This is a genomic window from Sphaerisporangium corydalis, assembly GCF_025506355.1.
Classification (GTDB): Bacteria; Actinomycetota; Actinomycetes; order Streptosporangiales; family Streptosporangiaceae; genus Sphaerisporangium; species Sphaerisporangium corydalis.
Window position 1 is genome coordinate 1 of record NZ_JANZYP010000103.1, and the last position, 20,532, is coordinate 20,532.

At 70.1% G+C, this 20,532-nt stretch carries 17 protein-coding genes; 9 read left to right on the forward strand and 8 right to left on the reverse strand.

Annotated elements, in window-relative coordinates; translation table 11 throughout:
* Nucleotides 1-87: 87 nt before the first annotated feature.
* Complete coding sequence (locus tag NYZ98_RS39590; RefSeq protein ID WP_262850383.1) at nt 88-1,110, forward strand: ArsR/SmtB family transcription factor; 1,023 nt, start codon at nt 88-90, stop codon at nt 1,108-1,110.
* A gap of 97 nt (nt 1,111-1,207) precedes the next feature.
* Here NYZ98_RS39590 and NYZ98_RS39595 read toward each other — a convergent pair whose 3' ends face one another.
* Both NYZ98_RS39595 and NYZ98_RS39600 read right to left on the reverse strand, forming a co-directional pair.
* Nucleotides 1,208-2,251 (reverse strand): serine hydrolase domain-containing protein, encoded by a 1,044-nt coding sequence (locus tag NYZ98_RS39595; protein WP_262850385.1) that lies wholly within the window; start codon nt 2,249-2,251, stop codon nt 1,208-1,210.
* A gap of 133 nt (nt 2,252-2,384) precedes the next feature.
* Nucleotides 2,385-3,284 (reverse strand): helix-turn-helix domain-containing protein, encoded by a 900-nt coding sequence (locus NYZ98_RS39600; protein WP_262850386.1) that lies wholly within the window; start codon nt 3,282-3,284, stop codon nt 2,385-2,387.
* Between the two features lie 360 nt (nt 3,285-3,644).
* On the opposite strand from NYZ98_RS39600, the gene NYZ98_RS39605 reads away from it, so the two are divergent.
* Nucleotides 3,645-4,100 (forward strand): ATP-binding protein, encoded by a 456-nt coding sequence (locus NYZ98_RS39605; RefSeq protein ID WP_262850388.1) that lies wholly within the window; start codon nt 3,645-3,647, stop codon nt 4,098-4,100.
* Between the two features lie 60 nt (nt 4,101-4,160).
* Nucleotides 4,161-4,628: a phosphatase domain-containing protein gene (locus NYZ98_RS39610; protein ID WP_262850390.1), complete on the forward strand. Its 468-nt coding sequence runs from the start codon at nt 4,161-4,163 to the stop codon at nt 4,626-4,628.
* A gap of 13 nt (nt 4,629-4,641) precedes the next feature.
* On the opposite strand, the gene NYZ98_RS39615 is transcribed toward NYZ98_RS39610, so the two are convergent.
* The 3 genes from NYZ98_RS39615 to NYZ98_RS39625 form a co-directional block, all read right to left on the reverse strand.
* Entirely contained in the window at nt 4,642-6,162 is a 1,521-nt protein-coding gene (locus NYZ98_RS39615) for an MDR family MFS transporter (RefSeq protein ID WP_262850393.1), read from the reverse strand.
* A 204-nt stretch (nt 6,163-6,366) separates the two neighbouring features.
* The gene (locus tag NYZ98_RS39620) at nt 6,367-7,551 is read right to left on the reverse strand and encodes an acyl-CoA dehydrogenase family protein (RefSeq protein ID WP_262850395.1); all 1,185 of its coding nucleotides are present in this window, start codon (nt 7,549-7,551) and stop codon (nt 6,367-6,369) included.
* A gap of 155 nt (nt 7,552-7,706) precedes the next feature.
* On the reverse strand, nt 7,707-8,327 hold the full coding sequence (locus tag NYZ98_RS39625; protein WP_262850396.1) for a hypothetical protein: 621 nt from the start codon (nt 8,325-8,327) through the stop codon (nt 7,707-7,709).
* A 64-nt stretch (nt 8,328-8,391) separates the two neighbouring features.
* Between NYZ98_RS39625 and NYZ98_RS39630 the strand changes: the two genes are divergently transcribed.
* A complete protein-coding gene (locus tag NYZ98_RS39630) occupies nt 8,392-9,282 on the forward strand; it encodes a hypothetical protein (protein ID WP_262850398.1) in 891 nt (296 codons plus the stop codon).
* Here the strand turns inward: NYZ98_RS39630 and NYZ98_RS39635 are convergent.
* The 3 genes from NYZ98_RS39635 to wecB all read right to left on the reverse strand — a co-directional run bounded on the left by NYZ98_RS39635 (nt 9,191) and on the right by wecB (nt 13,278).
* On the reverse strand, nt 9,191-9,805 hold the full coding sequence (locus NYZ98_RS39635; protein ID WP_262850400.1) for an AAA family ATPase: 615 nt from the start codon (nt 9,803-9,805) through the stop codon (nt 9,191-9,193). The genes NYZ98_RS39630 and NYZ98_RS39635 overlap by 92 nt on opposite strands.
* 132 nt (nt 9,806-9,937) lie before the next feature.
* Nucleotides 9,938-12,016, reverse strand: a complete 2,079-nt coding sequence (locus tag NYZ98_RS39640; protein WP_262850403.1) for a glycosyltransferase family protein — start codon at nt 12,014-12,016, stop codon at nt 9,938-9,940.
* Nucleotides 12,017-12,141: 125 nt separating this feature from the next.
* Nucleotides 12,142-13,278, reverse strand: coding sequence for a non-hydrolyzing UDP-N-acetylglucosamine 2-epimerase (gene wecB / locus NYZ98_RS39645; RefSeq protein WP_262850405.1), 1,137 nt, complete (start codon nt 13,276-13,278; stop codon nt 12,142-12,144).
* Between the two features lie 76 nt (nt 13,279-13,354).
* Here wecB and NYZ98_RS39650 point away from each other — a divergent pair, with 76 nt between their 5' ends.
* The 5 genes from NYZ98_RS39650 to NYZ98_RS39670 all read left to right on the forward strand — a co-directional run bounded on the left by NYZ98_RS39650 (nt 13,355) and on the right by NYZ98_RS39670 (nt 20,503).
* Nucleotides 13,355-15,016 carry a glycosyltransferase family 4 protein gene (locus NYZ98_RS39650; protein WP_262850407.1) on the forward strand — a complete coding sequence of 554 codons (1,662 nt, stop codon included), beginning with the start codon at nt 13,355-13,357 and terminating at the stop codon, nt 15,014-15,016.
* Between the two features lie 129 nt (nt 15,017-15,145).
* Nucleotides 15,146-16,411: a nucleotide sugar dehydrogenase gene (locus NYZ98_RS39655; RefSeq protein WP_262850410.1), complete on the forward strand. Its 1,266-nt coding sequence runs from the start codon at nt 15,146-15,148 to the stop codon at nt 16,409-16,411.
* Between the two features lie 18 nt (nt 16,412-16,429).
* Nucleotides 16,430-17,518, forward strand: coding sequence for a glycosyltransferase (locus NYZ98_RS39660; protein ID WP_262850412.1), 1,089 nt, complete (start codon nt 16,430-16,432; stop codon nt 17,516-17,518).
* 312 nt (nt 17,519-17,830) lie between these two features.
* Complete coding sequence (locus NYZ98_RS39665) at nt 17,831-19,585, forward strand: DUF4434 domain-containing protein (RefSeq protein ID WP_262850414.1); 1,755 nt, start codon at nt 17,831-17,833, stop codon at nt 19,583-19,585.
* Nucleotides 19,586-19,840: 255 nt separating this feature from the next.
* Nucleotides 19,841-20,503 (forward strand): NUDIX hydrolase, encoded by a 663-nt coding sequence (locus tag NYZ98_RS39670; protein WP_262850417.1) that lies wholly within the window; start codon nt 19,841-19,843, stop codon nt 20,501-20,503.
* Nucleotides 20,504-20,532: the final 29 nt, after the last annotated feature.

Genomic DNA, 20,532 nt, shown 5'->3' on the forward strand with positions numbered 1-20,532 from the left:
GAGGGGAGTGGGGGCATGGGGGCAGCCTGGCGGGAGGGTGGGGGGTCTTCTAGACTTTCGGGCCGAGCCGAATCTTCGGGGGATCCCATGCCGCTGCGGTTCCGGTTCGGCGCCGATGACGCGGCGCGTTGCCGGTTCGCCGTGTCGCCGTTGTGTGAGACCCACGAGGCCGTACGGACCCTGAAAAGGTCCAGGCGGCACGGGTACCACCTGCCGTGGTTGCGCCGGACGCGGCGAGCCGTCGCCGAACTGGACCTGTCCGAGTTGTGGTTCTTCATGCCGGCGGACGGCTACACCCCCGACTTCCTGGGCCCACCGCCGGGCACACCGTTCACCTCGCCCGCCTCCTTCGAGGACGAACTGGTCCTGATGCGGGCCACCGACCCCGCCGTCGCCCACGAGGAGATGTCCCGCTCGCTGGCCTGCACTCCGGGGGCCGCCGGCTCTCCGCTCGGCCGGATGATGCTCGGCGACCCCGCGCGTGCCGTACGGCGGCTCGCCGACCTGACCGAGCGCGCCTGGCACGCCCTGGTCGCCCCGGACTGGCCACGCCTGCGCGCCGTGCTGGAGGCGGACGTCGCCTACCGGTCGCGCCGGCTCGCGGACGGGGGTCTGGAGGGACTGTTCGCCGATCTGCACCCCACGGTCGGCTGGGCCGGCGGCACGCTTTCCCTCACCACCCCGCCCGCGCCGCTGGGCGGCCTGGAACTCGGCGGCCGGGGCGTGCTGCTGATGCCGAGCGTCTTCGTGTGGCCGGATGTCGTCAGCGGCTTCGCCCCGCGCTGGCAGCCCACGGTGATCTACCCGGCGCGCGGCATGGGCGCCCTGGAGCAGCGGCCCGTCCCCGAAGCGGCGGTGACGCTCGTACGGCTCCTGGGCGCGAGCCGGGCGGCGATCCTGACCGGTCTCGACGAACCGGCCTCGACGACCGAACTCGCCCGCCGCCACGCCCTCGCGCCTTCCTCGGTGTCGGCCCACCTGTCCGTGCTCCGCCAAGCCGCCCTCCTGACCTCCCGCCGCCAGGGCCACCAGGTCCTCTACGAACGCACTCCCCTCGGCACCTCCCTGGCAACCCCCTCCACCACCACCCCTACGCCGTCCGCTCCCTGAGCAGGTGATCGGTCACTCCTCCGGCCCGTCTCGATCTCGCGCGCCGAGCATGTGAACCCACCACCTCTCCGGGTGCTCTAAACCTCGCGCGCTGAGCTCAGTTGCCGGGGGTGCAGAAGGCCTTGGTGGCGATGTTCATGACTTCTTCGGTGGTCGGGTTGCGGGTCGACGGGTTGATCGACATGGTCAGGGATCTGCCAGAGTCGGAGCGGAAGGCGAACGTCAGGTACCCGATCAGTTCACCGCTGTGCCCCCACACCTTGCCGCACGGGAGCGTGTACGACTGCAGCCCGAGCCCGTAGCCGAACCCGGCCCCGGTCTCGACGGTCGTGCGCATGGCCCGCAGCGACGCGGCGCTGGTCAGCCTGCCGGTCAGCAAGGCGGTCATGAACCGCTCAAGGTCCGCCGTGGTCGAGATCATCTCTCCGGCAGCCCAGTCGAGCGAGGGATTCATCCGTGTCGCGTCCACGAGCCGGGGCATCGGCTCGTACCCCTTGGCGTGCGGCGACGGCAACCCCGCCCGGTCACCCGGCACCATCGTGTGGCGCAGTTCCAGCGGACGCAGGATCCGGCGCGCGACCTCCGCACCGTAGGCCCTCCCGGTCAGCTTCTCCACCAGCAGCCCGAGCACCACGTAGTCGGTGTTGGAGTAGTGCCACTTGCCGTCGTCGGGGAGCTTCTTGGCGAAGGCCACGTCGAGCAACTCGCGCGGCTGGTAGGAGCGGAACCGCGCGTCGCCGCGCCACCGGTTGGTCGAGTATCCCGGCTCGCTCATGTAGTCGTACAGGTGGGCGGTGTGGTTGAGCAGCGCGCGGACCGTGATGTGGTCCCCGTCCGGCACCAGCCCCGGCAGGTGCCGGTCGATGGGATCGTCGAGCCGCACCTTGCCCTCGTCGACGAGCTGGAGCACCACGGTCGCGACGAACGTCTTGGTGACGCTGCCGATCCGGAAGTACCCGCCAGGGGCGGGCCGCCCGCCGCGCTCGATGTCGCGCACCCCGACGGCGCCGGACCTGGCCCGGTCGCCGTCGCCGACCCGGACCAGAGCGGCCGTGGCCCCCTCACCCGCCACGATCTGCTCCAGCTCGGGACGTACGTCGACGGGCTGGCCGCCTGCCGCGACGCCTACCGCTACCAGCATGTTCATCATCATCCGCATCATGAGCTCGACGCTAGGAAGGCCGGCTCCGCGCCGGAATGCGGTGCTCCACCCGCCTCGCCTGCGGAAAACCACAGATGCCTGCGGAAACCAGAGACGGCGGCACCAGAGGCGATCATCCGTTGTGGCTGCTCCGGTGCCAGGTGGGGTTCGTCGCATCGTGATCCACGGGTGTCTCCTCGAACAGGCCCGCCAATGCCGCCATGCGCCGCACCGACTCCTCTGGTGACAGCGCCGACGCCAGCACCTGGTTGAAAATAACGGTATAACGCTGATATTCCTCAGACTTTTCCAGCCAAATACTGTCAGTGGTGGTCACCGTGTAGACGAGACCGGGATCGTCGGGAAAGTCGAGAATGGCGAAGGTGCCCTCCAGGGCGGGATGAGCCCCGGCGGTCTCGGGGACGATCTGGATGGTGACATTCGGCCTGCCGGTCATCTCGATAAGGCGGTGGATCTGGGCGCGCATCACCTTTGTCCCGCCGACCTGTTTCCGCAACGCCGCCTCGTCGATGAGCGCCAGGAAAGAGGGCGGATCGTCCTGGACGAGGATTCCCTGGCGGGCGATGCGTGCCGCCACATGGCGCTCGACGAGCCCGTGGTCGAGGACCCGCCCGGCACGCCGGACGGCCGTGGCGTACTCCTCCGTCTGGAGCAGGCCGGGGACGAGGACGATCTCCCAGGTGCGGATGGCGCTGGCGCCCGCCTCGAAGTCGGGCAGGCCACTCCGGAAGACGTCGGGGTACTTCTCCCACCACCCGCGCTCGCGCGCCTCCCTGGCCAGGGTGACCATCACCTCGCGCCGGCCGTCGTCGGTGACGCCGTAGAGATCGAGGAGGAGGCGGATGTCGTGCACGCTCGGCAGCTTCCACTGGCCCCGCTCCATCCTGGTCACCTTGGAGGCGTCCCACTCAAGGCGCCTGGCCGCCTCCGTGACGTTCAGCCCGGCGAGCAGGCGCAGTCGCCGTAGCTCCTGCGACAGCCGGCGCCGCTTGACGGTCGGACTCCCTGCCATTCTTCGCTCCCCAGCGTCGAACCACCCGATTGGCTTCTTCCCTGCATAATGGACATTCCGCATATTAGGATCTGCCTATTGCGAGTTTCGAATGCCGCTGCCAGCATGATAGTCGACAGCCGGGCCGGAAGTTGAAGCATCGACAAGGAAGGCGAGAGGGTGCATGGATTTAGCTGAATCATCCGATTCCGGGAAATTGGACATTCATTATCAATGGCGCGAATTCCACTTCGCATGCTCGCTCGCAACGAGGGCCGCCGCGGTTCGCTGACCGGACGGCTCCAGGAAATGGACGCTGGAGGTTCGATCCGTGGTGGTGGTCAGTACATGGAAGGTCCCTGTCTCAGGGGAGGGGGGTCGATGACCGGCCCGGGCGGCGGACTGCGGGTCGGGTGCTGGGACGTCCCCTGCCGGCCGGCGTCCGTGAGCAGGGTCCGCCGCATGGTCAGGGACACGTGCCGCATCTGGGACGTGCCCGGCCGCATGGCCGACGATCTCGTGCTGGTGGTGGGCGAGTTACTGGGGAACGCGGTCGTGTACGGGCGGCCGCCGGTCATGCTGTCGCTCTGGTCGACCGGCGAGGAGCTCTGCGTGCGCGTCACCGACGACGGCCCGGAGGACCCCCGGCGCCTCGACCTCGGCCCGGCGGCCCCCCACGGCCGTGGCCTCACGATCGTCGAGGCGCTCGCCGACCGGTGGGGCGTCGCGCGCGCCCCCGGCGGCACGGGTAAGACGGTGTGGGCCGCCTGGCACCGGCCCGCCGCCGTGGTCCCCGCCCCCACAGCCTCGGCACGCGCGCCGAATCATCCGAATTAGGGGCCCGTGATCGCCCTGCGGGAGGTGAGGCGGGTGGTGGCGGTAGGCGAGAATCTCTTCATGACGGCATCGCTCACCGGCGCGATCGAGTTCCCCGACGGCGCCTGGGTGCGCGGTCGTGGACTGCGCGCCCCCCTCCCCACCGGCCCGGTGCCCGGCTTCGCGCTCTACCTAGGGTCCGCGCGTCTCCGGCAGCGCCACGAGGCCGCCCTGCCCTGGCCGCACGAATGGATCCGCTGGCCCGACTTCATGCTTCCCCTGGACTGGAACGCCGCCGGCCGGGCCATCATCCGCCTGCACGCGCACGCGCTGGCGGGTCACAACGTGGAGGTCGCCTGCGGCGGAGGCGTCGGCCGCACCGGCACCGTCCTGGCCTGCCTGGCCACCCTCACCGGGCTGACCCCCTCGCAGGCCATCGTCTGGACGCGCGATCACCACCACCACCGAGCCGTCGAAACGCCGTGGCAACGGCACTGGGTGTCGTGGTTCGCCAACCACGCCGACCACGCCGACCAACCCGGGACGTGAGCCACGCGGGTCGTCAGTCGAAGACGAGTTCTTCGGTGCGCCGGGGCATCAGCAGGATGGAGGCCACCCCGAGGACGGCCACGACCACGAGCGCGAGGAAGACGTGATGCGACGCGTCGTACAGGGCCCGCCGCACGAACGCCGACACTGCGGTGCCGGCGCCGGCGGCGTGCTCGCCGAGCACCTGGCTCGTGGCGTCGACGCTGTTGGGCAGCCGTCCCGCGAGGGACGCCGGAGGGTGGGCGAAGCGGTCGGCGAGCGTGGCGTTGGAGATGGCCCCGAGCACCGCCGCCCCGGCCGCGCTGCCGATGGACCGGCTGAACATCTGGGTCGCGGTGACGACGCCCCGCCGCTCCCAGCCCACGACGGACTGGATGGCGACCATTGTCGGGCTGGACGACAGGCCGAGGCCGGCCCCGACGACGAAGCACGCCCCCGCGACCATCCACACCTGCGTGTGCAGGCTCAGCAGGGCGGCCATCACGGTGCCGGCCACGATCAGGGCGCCGCCGAACAGCGCCGTGTCGCGGAAGCCGATGCGCATGTAGAGCCGTCCGGAGAACGTCGCGGCGAGCGGCCAGCCGATGGTCAGCGCGGCGAGGGCGAAGCCCGCCACCAGCGCGCCGGTCCCGAGCACCCCCTCGGCGAACGTCGGCACGTACGAGCTGAGGCCGATCATGAGCGCGCCGACGCTCAGCCCGACCAGGTTGCCGCCGGTGAGCGTGCGGTGGCGGAAGACCCAGAGCGGCAGGATGGGTTCGGCCGCGCCGCGTTCGACGAGGACGAACGCCACGACCATGATCACGCCCGCCGCGAAGATCACCAGGCTCTGGGTGGAGCCCCAGCCCCAGGCCACGCCGCCTTCGAGCAGGCCGAGGATGAGCAGGGACGAGCCGCCGGTCAGCAGCACCGCGCCGAGGTAGTCGATCTGGTGGGAGCTCCGGGTCACCCGCTCCTTGAAGCGCCGGGCCAGCGTCCAGGCGGCGATGGCGCCGAGCGGCAGGTTGATGAAGAAGATCCACCGCCAGGAGACGTACTCGGAGAACAGGCCGCCGAGGGTGGGCCCGATCACGGCGGAGATGCCCCACACGCTGGCCACGTATCCCTGCACGCGGGCGCGTTCCTCGACCGAGTACATGTCGCCGACCATCGTGATGCTCATCGGCTGGACGGCTCCGGCGCCGATGCCCTGCAACGCGCGGAAGACGATCAGGGCGGGCATGCTCCAGGCGATGCCGCAGAGCACCGACCCGAGCAGGAACACGGCGATGCCGAAGAACATGACCGGTTTGCGGCCGAAGATGTCGGCGAACTTGCCGTACAGCGGCACGGTCACGGCCTGGGTGAGCAGGTAGATCGAGAACAACCACGGGAACTGCGAGAAGCCGCCGAGATCGCTGACGACGGACGGCACGGCCGTGGCGATGATCGTGCTGTCGAGTGCCACCAGGCCGGTGCAGAGCATGATGGCGCCGAGAACGGGACCGCGTTCCGACCTGAGACCGATGCCTTTCGGGGTGGTTACCGTCGTCACTCCGAGATTCTCCTCACGCACTGGGCGTCGACATCTGAGGGCCCGCCGCGGCCACACGGGACCCTGGAAGTACGCAACCCACGTCCCGCCCCATACATTCCCTTCTGTCCGTACTTGCACCACAGGTAACGGGGCATTCGCCGACAAATACGCCCAAGTGCGCAATCCAGGAGGCGAACGGCCGGACCCGCGCCGGGCGAGGGGTCAGACGAAGGCGCTGTGGCCGGTGATGGCCTTGCCGACGATGAGGGTGTTCATCTCGCGGCTGCCCTCGAACGAGTAGATGGCCTCGGCGTCGGCGAAGAACTTGGCGATCTCGTAGTCGAGCACGATGCCGTTGCCGCCGAACAGCTCGCGGGCCCAGGCGACCACCTCGCGCATTCGCGTCGTGGTGAACGCCTTGGCCAGCGCGGCCCGCTCCGGGGACGCCTCGCCCGCGTCGGAGAGCTGGGCGAGGCGTACCACCATGCCGAACGACGCGGTGACGTTGCCGAGCATCCTGACCAATAGGTCCTGGATGAGCTGGAAGTCGGCGATGGGCTTGCCGAACTGCTCGCGCTCGACGGCGTACCGCCGGGCCAGCTCGTACGCCCGCACCGACACCCCGAGCGCCTGCCAGGCGACGCCGCCCCGGGTCTCGCGCAGTACCTCGGCGGTGTCGCGGAAGCTGGTGATGCGCTGGAGGCGGTCGGCCTCCGGCACCCGGACGTTCTCCAGCTCGATGTCGGCGTTCTGCACTGAGCGCAGGGCGATCTTGCCTTCGATCTTCGTGGTGGTGAACCCCGGTGTGCCCTTCTTCACGACGAACCCCTTGACCTGGTCGTCCGCCACGTCCCGGGCCCACACCACCACCAGGTCGGCGAACGTGCCGTTGCCGATCCAGCGCTTGGCGCCGTCGAGCACCCAGTCGTCCCCCTCGCGGCGCGCGGTGGTGCGCATGCCCTGCGCGACGTCGGAGCCGCCCTCCGGCTCGGTGAGCGCGAACGCGCCGATCTTGTGCCACTTGACCATGTCCGGCAGCCAGCGGGCCCGCTGCTCGTCGCTGCCGCCGCCGTCGATGCTGCCCATGGCCAGGCCGGTGTGCACGCCGTGCGCCACGGCCAAAGACGGGTCCACGCGGTTCATCTCCATGGACACGAAGCCGCTGAACAGCGCTCTTGGCGGTTCGGTGCCGCTGAACTCCGGGCACGACATGGCGGCGACGCCCAGCTCGGCGAACTTCGGGATCGCCGCGAACGGGAACTCGGCCGCCGCCCACGCGTCGTCGGCCAGCGGCTTGATCTCCCGTTCCAGGAAGTCACGTATCTCGGCCAGACGCTTCCGCTCGGCGTCGGTGAGCAGGTCCGCGTACCCGAAGAAGTCGGCGTCGGCGTTGGCCGGTCTCGTCATGTGGATCACCTTGATCAGGGAGTTTCGTCACGTCGGACACGGGGTGCGGCCGTCCGCGAGTACCGCCCTCCGGGAATGCCCACTTCCCCCCAAGAACGCGATCAGTCCCACCAAGATCGCCACAAAGCCTTCTGCAGACCAGCCGCCCAGAAGCCTCAGGTAGGACAGACCTGATCCGCCAGGGACCTCTGCCACCCTCTGGACTTCCCATTCATCCCGTCGGCGGCGGGAGCGTCGTCCATGAACTCAGTATCGATCTCAGGGCGGAGGTCGACGGACATCTCCCCCCACCACTGCCGGACCCTGATCGGCACCGGCCACGGGCCGGCGGTCACCGCCGAACAGTCGGTGACCGTGTAGAAGAGACGCAGTTCGGCGGTGACGTCACGCCCAAGCGTCGCGGGGAATCCCGTGGTGCGCAAACGGTCCAGTCGCAACTCCGGGAGCGCGTCGGGCGAATTCACCTGCACCGCCGACAGCTTCAGCCCCCGGCCATCCTGCCCCGCCCCGAGAAGTACCACGTCGTGGTCGGCGCGGTTCGTCAGCCACAGCGTGACGACGAAACCGGTGTTCTTCTTGTACGGGTGGCCGACCCCATGGGTATCTGGCAGGACCGGCACGATCAGGCCGCGGTCCCATACCCACCCCGCCCCGAGCAGCAGGCCGACCGTGGCCAGCACCGTGGACACCAGTATCGCCCGTTTGTACGCCGGAAGGCGGCTTGAGAGCCCGGCCACGGGTTCGATCGTCGCCCCTACCTGATCGCTGACGTACAAAGCTCACCCCTCGCCCGGCCACCCCGCTAAGTTGATCAGCAATCCCAGGTGGAGGGAAGACGTCATGATCGAGTCGGTATCGTTCGCCCTTGTGGAGATCGCCGTGGTCTCGGCGATAGCGGCCGGGCAGTGCCGGCTGGTCGACCGATCGCGGATCGAGCGATTCGGGCGTCTGCACCAACTCACCATCACGCCTGGCAACGGTCCGATGGTGGTCGACTACCTCCGGACCACCCGACGCTGGCGAGCCGCCGGACTCGTCGCGGGGCTCGTCGGGTACCTCCTGGTCAACGCCGCGACAGGCGGAATGGGGGTGGGGATCGAGTTCGGCGGTCCGTTCCTCGGCTGGTACACAGGCGCGATGATCGCGGAGATCACCCTCCGCCGCCCACCCGCGGGCCTGCGGCCTCCGCCACCCGCGGGCCTGCGCCCTCCATCGTCCGCGCGCCCGCTCACGGGCACGCGGCTTCCCCTGTCCGCCCTGATCTCCGTGCCCGCTCTCATCCTGTCCGTCCTCACGATGGCCTGCGGTGCGGTCGTCCTGGTGCTCGGCGTCACCGATGGTTCCCAACGCCTGCTCCTGCTGCCCGCCGCCGTCACGCTCCTGAGCGGTGTCCTGCAACTGCGACTGTTACGCCTTCCGGTGCCCGTGGCGCACGGCGACACCGTCCGGGCATGTCTGGCCATGCGGTCGCGGTCCCTGCACGTGCTGGCGGCGGGATCCCCCGTCCTCCTCGCCACCGCCCTCACCGAGTTCACGCCCCTGGCCGCCTCCGGCCCGCCCCTGGCCGGCTCCGACTACTTGGGCATCACGGTGGATCTCTCCGGCATCCTCTTCGTCGGCCTCCTCCTGCTCGCCTGGATCACGGCCCGCCGCCCACATCCCATCCGGCTCGACGCGCGCAACGAGCCATCCGCCCTCTCCGGGACACCCCGAACCGACATCCCACGCTGATCGCCGTAAGCCGCATCTCCTGGAGCTCGGCGGGGTTCAGGGCCTTGATCACCATCTCGGTGCCCCGCTGGTGGAACGGCCGGTCGTAGCTGTTCAGCGCCTCCATCATCGACAGGTCCGACCCGATGAGGATCAGCAGGACGGGCTTGCGGCTCAGGAAGCGGTCCCAGGCCCGCTGGAGCATCCCTTCGAACGCGTCGACGCGCTCCATGAGGTACGGGACCTCGTCGATCACCAGTACGGACGGCGAGTCGTCGGGGATCGCGTCCGCGAGCAGCTGGAGCGCGCTGTTCCAGTTGGCCGGGGGTGTCTGGGTGAAGAGCGCGCGGTGCGGCAGGTCGGAGGACGCGACGTCGTCGAGGAGTTGCCGTAGTTCCTGCTCGGCGCTCGCGCGGGCCGCGGTGAAGTACAGGGAGGGCAGGCCGCTGCGGCTCACGAACTCCTCCGCCAGGGCGGACTTGCCGATCCGTCCGCGCCCGCGCATGAGCACGCACCGCCCCGGCCGGAGATCGCCCGAGGTCACCCGGTCGAGCAACCTCCCAGGGCGGCGAGCTCCGCCTCTCGCCCGACGAATCTGCTCATATACTTCTCCTGAGAATAGTATCGCTGGCGATAGTATCTCTGGAGCGCCTGATCAGGCCCGGCGAAAGGCCGGTCAGATCATCACATGGGCTTCGGGGTGGCCGGCGAAGGAGAACTGGGCGTTGCGGGTGAGTTTGTAGTCCTGGGCCTTCCAGGTGTGGGCGGAGGCGTCGGCGCCGCGCATGTAGACGAAGTTGAAGCGGTCCGCGGAGTAGATGCGGACGCCCTCCTCCTTGCACCGGCGGACCAGCCGGGTGTCCTCGCCCGCGTTGACCGCCTCGAACGGGAACGCGCGCAGCAGGCCGGCCTTGGCCAGGATGGTGGCGCCCTGGACCAGGTGAGCGTAGCGGTGCTCCAGGCCGGGCAGGCGCATGACGGTCGAGTTGGTCGCGGGGAAGTACGTGTAGTGGGCGCCCTTGCCCACCATCTCGGCGTCGGCGTAGTCGAAGGCCCGCAGCAGGTCGGACAGGTAGTGCGCGCCGTACAGGTTGTCGTCGTCCATCTTGGCGATGTACTCGCCGTCGGCCTGGGCGATGCCGACGTTCAGCACCTCGCCGAGCGTGAGCGCGGGGGCGGCGGTGAGCACCTTGACGGCGGGGATCCCGGCGCCGAGCGCCTTGTCCTTGACCACCTCGGGGTCGATGTCCAGGCCGTGCAGGACCAGGATCAGCTCCAGGTCGCGGTGGCGCTGGCGGGCGACCTGGGAGATGGCGTGTTCGAGCTGGCCGGCCCGGTTGGTGGGCAGCACGACCGACACGGTCTTGGTCCGGGGGACGACGGGACGGCCGAGCGCGGCGAGTATCTGGTCGACGCGGTGGGTGAACAGGTGCTTGTCGAAGACCTCGCGCATGGCCAGGTGGGCCTGGCGGGCGCGCAGCTCGGGGCTGTTGATCAGGTAGAGGGCCTGGTTGTAGGCCTCCTCCTGCGTGTGGGCGATCGGGATCAGCGGCCCGAAGGTCCCCTCGATGGCCCGTGACCAGCCGGAGAGCACGGTGGTGGAGCACGCGGACAGCTCGAAGACGCGCCGGGCGCACATGGTCGGCGAGTCGATGACCGAGTTCACGTTCAGGAAGACCTTGTACATCTTGTACGCGGCCAGCATCTGCTCGTACGGCAGCTCGCCCACGATGTGCGGGCGGTACTCGACCGGCCAGGCGTACTTGTCGCCGGCCTTCTCGTTGCGGGCGAAGATGTGCAGGCCGAGCTCCCGCGTCGGGGCGATCACGGTCTCCATCTGCTCGCGCCGCTCGGGGTGCTTGTCGCGGAAGTACATGCCCGCGAAGACCACGTCGTACAGCCGGCCCTGCTTGGTCTGGATCGGGTTGTGCACGCGGGGTTGTGCCGCGAACTGCAGCACCTCCACCCGGTCATGTCCCAATATCTCGCGGTACTTGGGGACCATGTCGCCGTCGCAGGTGTACACGACGTCGAACAGCTTGGCCGTGTCGATGAAGAACTCGAAGTTCGGCGGGTCCTCCTTGTTCCAGAAGACCGTGGGGACGCCCTGCTCGCGGCACCAGGCGACCAGGTCGCGCAGCTCCTGCTTGGGGGCGTTGGTGCCGGTCATCTGGTAGCGCCAGCGGCCCTGGTTGCCGTGCCAGGCCGACTCGCAGAACAGCACGTCGGGGCGGTTCTCGGCGAAGATCTCCCGCCAGTCCGTCAGCCCGAACTCGATCTGGTCCCACTCGTACTTGAACGCCATCCGGGAGAAGTCGTCCAGGATGACGGCGACCTTCAGGTCCGGCCGGTTGACCGGGCCCTCCGGCCAGGCCAGGTTCGGGATCTTGACCTCGGGGGCGTGGGCGAGGGCCGCGTCGATCGCGACGCCGCTCGCGGTGACCGTGGCGGGCGCCTTGGGGGCCTTCTTGGGCTTCAGCGCCTTGGACAGGTCGCGCGGCAGCCGTACGAGCTTGGCGGGGCGCTTGACCCCGGCGAGCGCGGTGCTGACGCGGTACGGCCGCTGGGCCTTGGTCGCCGAGAGCTGCCACTGGGCGTACTCCGCCCGGGCCTCGGCGGTGGCGAGGCGCCGCTCCAGGTCGCGGATGCGGTCCTCGTAGCGCTCGAAGGCCTTGCGCTCCTCGGGCAGCCAGTTCACGGCCCCGAGTCGCCGGAAGCGCGGCTCTTCCGGATCTTGCTGGTCGCTGTCGCCCATGGTCCCGATTCGCTCCCTCGTATCGCGAGCTCCGCGAGCTCTACGAGCTCCGGCTCAATGCCCGGGAATGTCCGATCGTAAGGCTTTTGCCGAAAAAGTTGGACGTTTCCGGCTGAACGTCCAGCTCAGGAGGCCGTCCCCGGCGCCGCCTGGGCGGCGGGGGAGAGGTTGCCGCCACGCAGCCACGCCTCGATCACGCGGGCGATCCTCGGCCCGGCCGCGCCGTCCCACAACGGGGGAAGCTCCCCGCTCGGGGTCGCCGCGCCGTCGGCCAGGGCCTTGGACGCCGCCGCGGGCAGCGTCGCCGGGGTCACCAGGCGGTTGGTGCCGTGGGTGATCGTGATGGGCCGCTCGGTGTTCGGGCGCACGGTCAGGCACGGGACGCCCAGCATGGTCGTCTCCTCCTGCACGCCGCCGGAGTCGGTCACGACCAGCGCCGCGCCCCGCACCAGCGACAGGAACTCCACGTACCCCAGCGGGTCGATGATCGTGAGGTTGGCCCCGTTCACCAGGCCGGCCTCGGCCAGCCGCTCGCGTCCGCGCGGGTGCAGCGGCACCACGATCGGCACCTGCTCGCCCACCGCCAGGACCGCCTCGACCAGCTCGCGGGCCGACTCGGGGTCGTCGACGTTCCCGGGCCGGTGCAGGGTTGCGACGGCGTACCGCTCGGGCAGGCCGAGACGCTGCTTGATCGGTGCGGGGTCGAGCTTCGGCAGCGCCGAGAACAGGCTGTCGATCATCGGGTTGCCGACCAGGTGGACCTTGGAGGGCGCGATCCCCTCGGCGGCGAGGTGTGACAGCCCGTCGGGGCTGGTCACCAGCAGGATGTCGGCGAGCGCGTCGGTGACGACGCGGTTGACCTCCTCGGGCATCTCCCGGTCGAAGGACCGCAGGCCCGCCTCGACGTGCGCGGTCGGCACGTGCAGCTTGGCGCAGACCAGGATCGCGGCGAGCGTGGAGTTGACGTCGCCGTAGACCACGACCAGGTCGGGCCGGTGCGTGAGGACGATCTCCTCCAGGCCGGTCAGCAGCGCCGCCGTCTGGCGGGCGTGGCTGCCGGACCCGACGCCGAGGTTGGCGATCGGGTCGGGCAGCCCGAGGTCGGCGAAGAAGACGTCGGACATGAGCGCGTCATAGTGCTGACCGGTGTGGACGATGCCCTGCCGGACCCCGAGCCCGGCCAGGCCGCGCACCACGGGCGCCGCTTTGACGAAGTTGGGCCGGGCGCCCAGGACGTGCAGCACGAGGGGGTTCTCCCTCATTGACCTCGCCTTTCAACCGGGAGTGGGTCAACTGATGCCCAGGTGGGCCAAGCGTTGCCTATGGTACGGTCACCGCGTGGTTTCCGAGGCCAGCCGGCCTGAGAAGGTCTCCCCCAAGTCGGCTCGCGCCGGCGTGCGTGGGTTCCTCAAGGGCTTCGTCCAGCATCCGGTCATCGTCTCCAGAGTCTTCGTCACCAGGGTCAAGTCCGACCCGATGCGTGTGGCGCAGGCCGCGGCGGAGGCGATGCCCCCACGCCTGCGTCCCGCCGTCGGCAAGGTCGCGTGGCCGGTCGCCCGCGTCGTGCGCGTCACGGCGCGCAAGATCGCGCGGCGCATGGCCGACGGCCCCCTGGAGTCGGCCAAGGCCGAGTTCGAGCACGGCCGGATGACCAAGGCCATCGAGGTGCTCCAGCCGCACGCGCGCTGGCCGTTCATCCGCAGGCGGATCGCCTACTACGAGGGCGAAAAGGCCGCGATCGGCACGACCCCGATCCCCCCCAAGTCCAAGGTGATCGTCGGTGACCGCGTCGCGGGACGTGTCCTGCACTGCGTCACCAACGCCCTGCCGTACACCCAGGCCGGGTACACCGTGCGCACGCACCGCATCGTGACCGCGCAGCGCGCCGCCGGGCTCGACCCGCACGTGGTGACGAGCTGGGGCTGGCCCATGCTCCAGGGGCACGCCGACGCCGAGCCGTACGAGGAGATCGACCAGATCCCCTACCACCGGCTGCTGCCGAGCGGCGAGGTGCCGTTCGAGAGCCGAGGGCGGATGATCCGCGGCGCCGGCGAGGTGACCGAGCTGGTCAGGACGCTGCGCCCGCAGGTGCTGCACGCCGCCACCGACCACCGCAACGGCTCGGTGGCGCTCGCCGCGCGCGAGCGCACCGGCACGCCCATGGTCTACGAGGTGCGGGGCTTCCTTGAGGAGACCTGGGCCTCGCGCGACGCGGCCAGGATCGGCAGCGAGCGCCACCTGCTCCAGCGTGATCGCGAGGCGCACATCATGCGCTCCGCCGACGCGGTGGTGACGCTCGCCGAGACGATGGCGGTGGAGATCGCCGAGCGGGGCGTGCCCCGGGAGAAGATCTTCCTCGCGCCCAACGCCGTGGACGACTCGCTGCTGTCCGCCGGGTACGACGGCGCGGCGTTCCGGTCCTCCTACGGCATCGAACCCGGCGAGATCGTGGTCGGCTCGGTGTCCAGCATCGTGGGGTACGAGGGGTTCGCGACGCTGCTCTCGGCCGCCGCGCTGATGCGCGACACCGGGAGCCCGGTGCGGGTGCTGATCGTCGGGGACGGTTCCGAGCGGCCCGCGCTGCTGGCGCAGGTCGAGCGGCTCGGCCTTGGCGACCTGGCGATCCTGCCCGGCCGGGTCGGGCCCGACGAGGCGCTACAGGCCCAGTCGGCCATCGACATCTTCGTCTGCCCGCGTGAGGACCTGCGGGTCTGCCGCCTGGTGACGCCGCTGAAGCCCGTGGAGGCGATGGCGCTCGGCAAGCCCGTGGTGCTGAGCGACCTGCCCGCCCTTTCTGAGCTGGTCGGATCCGACGGCGCCGGGCTGCTGGTGCCGCCGGGCGATCCGGTGGAGCTGGCGAAGGCGCTGACCGGGCTGCGGGAGGATCCCGCGCGGCGGGCCGAGATGGGCGAGGCGGGCCGCGCCGAGGTCGCCGCCAAGCGGACGTGGAGCCGGATCGCCGAGACGTACCGGTCCATCTACGGATCCGTCGCCAGATGATTGCCTGACGATGACCAACCCGATAGTTGCACTTGGCTGTGCGTTCAATCGCATTAGACGTGATCTGTGCGGAGTTGAGATAGCCTTTCCCACCATGCAGTGTTGTTTCGGGCTTACTCGGGTCGCAGCGTGAGCGGATACGATCTCGCGGTCATCGGCCTCGGCTACGTGGGCATGCCCCTCGCCAAAGAGGCTACCGGGGCAGGCCTCCTGGTCGTCGGCCTGGACGTCGACGCGCGGAAGGTCGACGCCCTGACCTCCGGCCGCTCCTACATCGACGACCTGGGCGACGCCGATCTGGACTCGATGCTGGCCAACGGTTTCACGGCCACCCTCGACCAGGCGGTGCTCGCCGCCAGCGAGACCATCGTCATCTGCGTCCCCACGCCGCTGGACGAGGACCACCGTCCCGACCTGTCGGCGGTGCGGGGTGCCGTCGAGGCGGTGGGCCGTTACCTCCAGCGGGGCGCGCTCGTCGTGCTGGAGTCGACGACCTACCCCGGCACCACCGACGACGTCGTCCGCCCCATCCTCGAAGAGGCCTCGGGGCTGACGGCCGGCACCGACTTCCACCTCGCCTTCTCGCCCGAGCGCATCGACCCCGGCAACTCCAAGTACGGCCTGCGCAACACGCCCAAGGTCGTCGGCGGGTACACCGAGGCGTGCCGCGACCGCGCGTCCGCGTTCTACGCGCGGTTCATCGAGCAGGTCGTGACGGTCAGCGGGACCCGCGAGGCCGAGATGGCCAAGCTGCTGGAGAACACCTACCGGCACGTCAACATCGCCCTCGTCAACGAGATGGCGATCTTCTGCGACGAGCTGGGCGTGAACCTCTGGGAGTCCATCGAGGCCGCCGCGACCAAGCCCTTCGGCTTCCAGAAGTTCCTGCCCGGACCGGGCGTCGGCGGCCACTGCATCCCGGTGGACCCCTCCTACCTCTCCCACGCCGTGCGCAAGCTCGGCTACCCGTTCCGCTTCGTGGAGCTGGCACAGGAGATCAACGAGCGGATGCCGGCGTACGTCGTGGCCCGGGTGCAGCGCCTGCTGAACCGCGCGAGGAAGCCGGTCAACGGCTCCCGCGTGCTGCTCATGGGCGTGACGTACAAGCCGGACATCGCCGACGAGCGCGAGACTCCGGCGGTCCCGATCGCGCGGGCGTTCCGCGACCTCGGGGCCGAACTGGTCTTCGCCGACCCTCACGTGAAGCGGTGGTCGGTCGATGGCGTCGAAGTGCCACGCGAGGACGACCTGGCGGAGGGGGTGGAGCGCGCGGACGTCACCGTCCTGCTCCAGCAGCACTCCGAGTTCGACCTCGACATGGTGGAGAAACGAGCGCATCTACTTCTCGACACCCGGGGCGTCCTCTCCGAGGGCGAACGCGTCGAGCGGCTCTGACGGGCGGAGGTTCGGCGCGTGCATGTGCTTGTCATGACGGTGGTCCACCACCCCGAGGACGCCCGGATCCTGCACCGGCAGATCCGCGCGCTCGTGGACGCCGGTCATGCCGTCACGTACGCCGCGCCGTACACCGCACGCGGCGTGATGCCGCGGTCGTGGGTCACCGGTGTGGACCTGCCGAGGGCGGCGGAGCGCAAGCGGCTGCACGCGGTGCGCGCGGCGCGCAAGCTGTTCAAGAGCCTGCGCGGCCAGGTCGACCTGGCGCTCATCCACGACCCTGAGCTGCTGCTCGCGGTCGCGGGCGTGCGGCGCAGGCCTCCGGTGGTGTGGGACGTCCACGAGGACACGCCCGCCACGCTGTCGCTCAAGCCGTGGCTGCCGTCCTTCCTGCGCCCGCCGGTCCGCTTCCTGGCCCGGCTGCTCGAGGGCACGGCCGAGCGCCACCTCCACCTGTTACTCGCCGAGACCGCGTACGCCGGGCGGTTCCGCCAGGCCCACCTGGTCGTGCCGAACGAGACCTGGGTGCCCGACCACGTCAGCGAGCCCGCGGACGACCGCGTAGTGTACCTCGGGTGGCTGTCGGAGGCCCGGGGCGTGCGCGAGGCGATCGAGGTGGGCAGGCTGCTCCAGCCGCACCGCGTCGCGGTCGAGCTGATCGGGTACGCCGACCCGCAGAGCAGGCCCATGCTGAACCAGGCCGTCGCCGACGGGGTGCTCGAATGGCGTGACTTCATGCCCAACGACGAGGCGCTCAAGCGGCTCGACGGTGCGCTCGCCGGGCTCTCGCTGCTGCACGACGAGCCGAACTACCGCCACTCCATGCCCACCAAGATCGTGGAGTACATGGCGCACGGCATACCCGTGATCACCACTCCGTCCCCGAGGGCCGTCGAGCTGGTGGAGCGTTACCAGAGCGGTGTGGTCGTGCCCTGGCGCGACCCGCAGGCCGTGATGCGCGCCGTCCTGCGGCTGCGGAACGATCCGGAGGAGCGCCGGGCCGCCGGGGCGCGAGGGTACGCCGCCGCGCGTGCCAACCACCATTGGCCGAACTCCGCCCGGAGGTTCGTGAGCCAGCTCGAGGCGTGGGCAGGTGTGAAGAAGTAGCCCTGACGGCGCGCGGCCCCGGCCGCGCGCGTCGCACACACGGACGACACCGTCGGGCACCCTCGGACCTTTGAGCCCCTCGGATGCGTGACGACGGTGTTCCGGGGCACGTGACGGCGGAGTCGCGAGCACGCGGTGCCCGCGCTCCCATGGAGGTTCTGGGCGCCGGAAGGGCGACCTGGGCGACGATGGGGCCTTGATCCCCCTTTATCAGGGCCACAACTTAAGGACGGTAATCTCCTGAAGGTGCGCGGGCTCACTCTGCTCCTGGGAGCGGCTCTTCTGACCGCTGTCGCGGTTCTGGTCATCATCTTGCCGGACTCTCAAGGCGGTTCCCGGACCGCGATCACCACACCGGTACAGAAGCCGTCGAAGTCACCGAAACCGGCTACTCCGACGCCGTCGACCAGCGTCTTCAGCGATCCCTGTGGAACGTTCGACACCACGACGCCGACCCCGTACGCCGTCACCGGCTACTGGCTCGTCCCCACCTCCGACCACTGCACGTGGCGCAGCCAGCTCCAGGCCATCCACCAGGTCGGCGGCGACACCGTCGTGCGCCTCGGGTTCGGTCTGCAGCCGCGCGCCGTGGACGACGACGGGATGGTGCTGGACGCGGAGGGCAAGGAGCCGGACGCGCGCTTCGGGAAGTGCCAGGAGAACGGCATGACCTGCGTGCAGGCCGCCGAATCCGCCCTCAAGGCCGCCAACCCGGGCAACCGCATCACCTGGACGTACGTCTACCGGACCGACGAGGCGTTCGGGCCCGGCCTGTTCCGCTGCCCGCAGATGGAGCACACGGTCACCGTGGGCACCGACGTGTACTACAGGGTGCTCGCCCCTGACGACGGGTCCGACGACGCGACGTGCGACTTCACCTCCAAGGGGAAGGGCTACCACCTCATCCTCGTCGACGGGGCGGTCAAGGACAGCCTGACCGAGATCCTCGACCTGGCCGACCGCTTCGCGATGAAGGTGTTCCCCGCGCTGCCGCTCGCCCCGCGCGACCGGGTCGAGCCCACCAAGGCCGACCCCCGGCACATCGGGACGCTCACCACCCTCACCCGGCGCATCCTGCAGGACTACGGCGACCGCTTCGACGAGCGCGCCTCGCTCGGCGGGGTGTACCAGCCCTTCGAGCTCCAGCTCAGGGACTGGCCCGACCCGACGGTGGTCACCACCCTGCAGGTGTACGCCGAGCAGCACGACATCGTGCAGCAGGAACTGCCCGGCAAGCCCATCATGGTCAGCCCGTACCTCGACGCGCGCAGGGGCAAGAAGTTCACCTCCACCCCCGAGCAGGTCAAACGCGGATTCAAGGTGCTCGCGGGCACCGGCGTCGGCATCATCGCCCCCCAGGACAGCCGGGGCACCGGCAAGGTCGGCCTGTACTGGCCCAACCTGAAGAGTCAGAAGGTCGACCGCCGGCTCGAACCCGTGGTCGGCGACACCTCCTACGGCGACGCCTACTACGGTTCCACGCGCGACTACTACCGGGCGATGTCGGACGCCATCGGGGAACTGCGCGCCGACGGGGACGACGTCCAGCTCTGGGCCAACGTGGAGGCGTTCGAGCCCAAGGGCGACGGCGCCTGCGAGGCCGGTGGCAAACGCGGCGCCACCGACAAGGAACGCCTCGACGCGGCGGTCGGGTTCGCCGGGCCGTACGTCTCGAAGATCATTTCTTACAAGTGGAGCAGCTTCTTCACCTGCGGGTCGCCGACGCTGTCCGAACAGGTCGCCGGCGACTGGAACCGTCCCATCCCGATCCAGGCCCTCCAGGCCGGCCGGGGCATCCAGGACGGTGTCGAGGTGCGCGGCTACAACCTCGCCGACGGTACGGTCACGCTGAGCTGGTACGGCGGCGACGAGCCGCGCGTGGCCGATTCGGCGGCCGTCGGCTGGCACGACCCGTCGCCGGTCCCGGGCATGCCGGCGGCCGTCCAGCGGATCTGGGTCCCGGTCGACTGGGCCTCGGTCCCGGCGGGCGCCTGGGTCCGCGTCGACGTCACCTCCGCCGACGGCCGCCAGAGCTACGCCCCGGTCTACCTCCACCGCCAACCGTGACGATCACCGAAGGTCCACCGCTGACGGTCGGTCCACGGCCGGGCGTGACGGTCTTCGAGGCTCCATCGCGGGGCGTGACGGTCATCGAGGGTCCACCGCCGAGCGTGACGATCTTCGAAGGTCCACCGCTGACGGTCTTCGAGGGTTCACCGCCGAGCGTGACGATCTTCGAAGGTCCACCGCTGACGGTCTTCGAGGGTTCACCGCCGAGCGTGACGGTCTTCGGGCCGTCCCACCCGGTGTAACGTGCGTCCCATGGTCCCGCGCGTTCCCGTCAGCGTGGATCTCGTCGTGCTCACCGTGCGCTGCCAGCAGCTCAGCGCGCTGGTCTGGCGGCGTGACCGCCCGCCGTACGAAGGCCGCTGGGCGCTGTCCGGGGGGTTCATCCAGCTTGAGGAGGACCTGCCGGCCGCCGCGTCCCGCGTTCTGGCCGAGCGCGCCGGGCTCCCCGGGGCGCCGGTCCACCTGGAGCAGCTCCAGACCTACGGGTACCCCGACCGCGACCCCCGGCAGCGCGTCGTGAGCGTGGCCTACCTCGGGCTCGCCCCCGACCTGCCCGCGCCCACCGAGGCCCACATGAGCTGGCAGCCGGTGTCCTCGCTCGACACCATGGCCTTCGACCACCGCAGGATCGTCCTCGACGGCATCGAGCGGGCCGGGGCCAAGCTGGAGTACACCTCGCTCGGCGCCGCGTTCTGCCCCACTGAGTTCACCGTCGCCGACCTGCGCCGGGTGTACGAGATCGTCTGGGGCCGTTCCCTGGACCCGCGCAACTTCCACCGCAAGGTCACCAAGGCCGACGGCTTCCTGGTCCCCGCCGGCCGCACCACGACCCGCGACGGCGGCCGCCCCGCCATGCTCTACCGCCGAGGCCCCGCCGAACTCCTCCACCCCCCCATGCTCCGCCTGGCCGGCTGACCCCCACCCAACCGACCCACCCCCCTCCG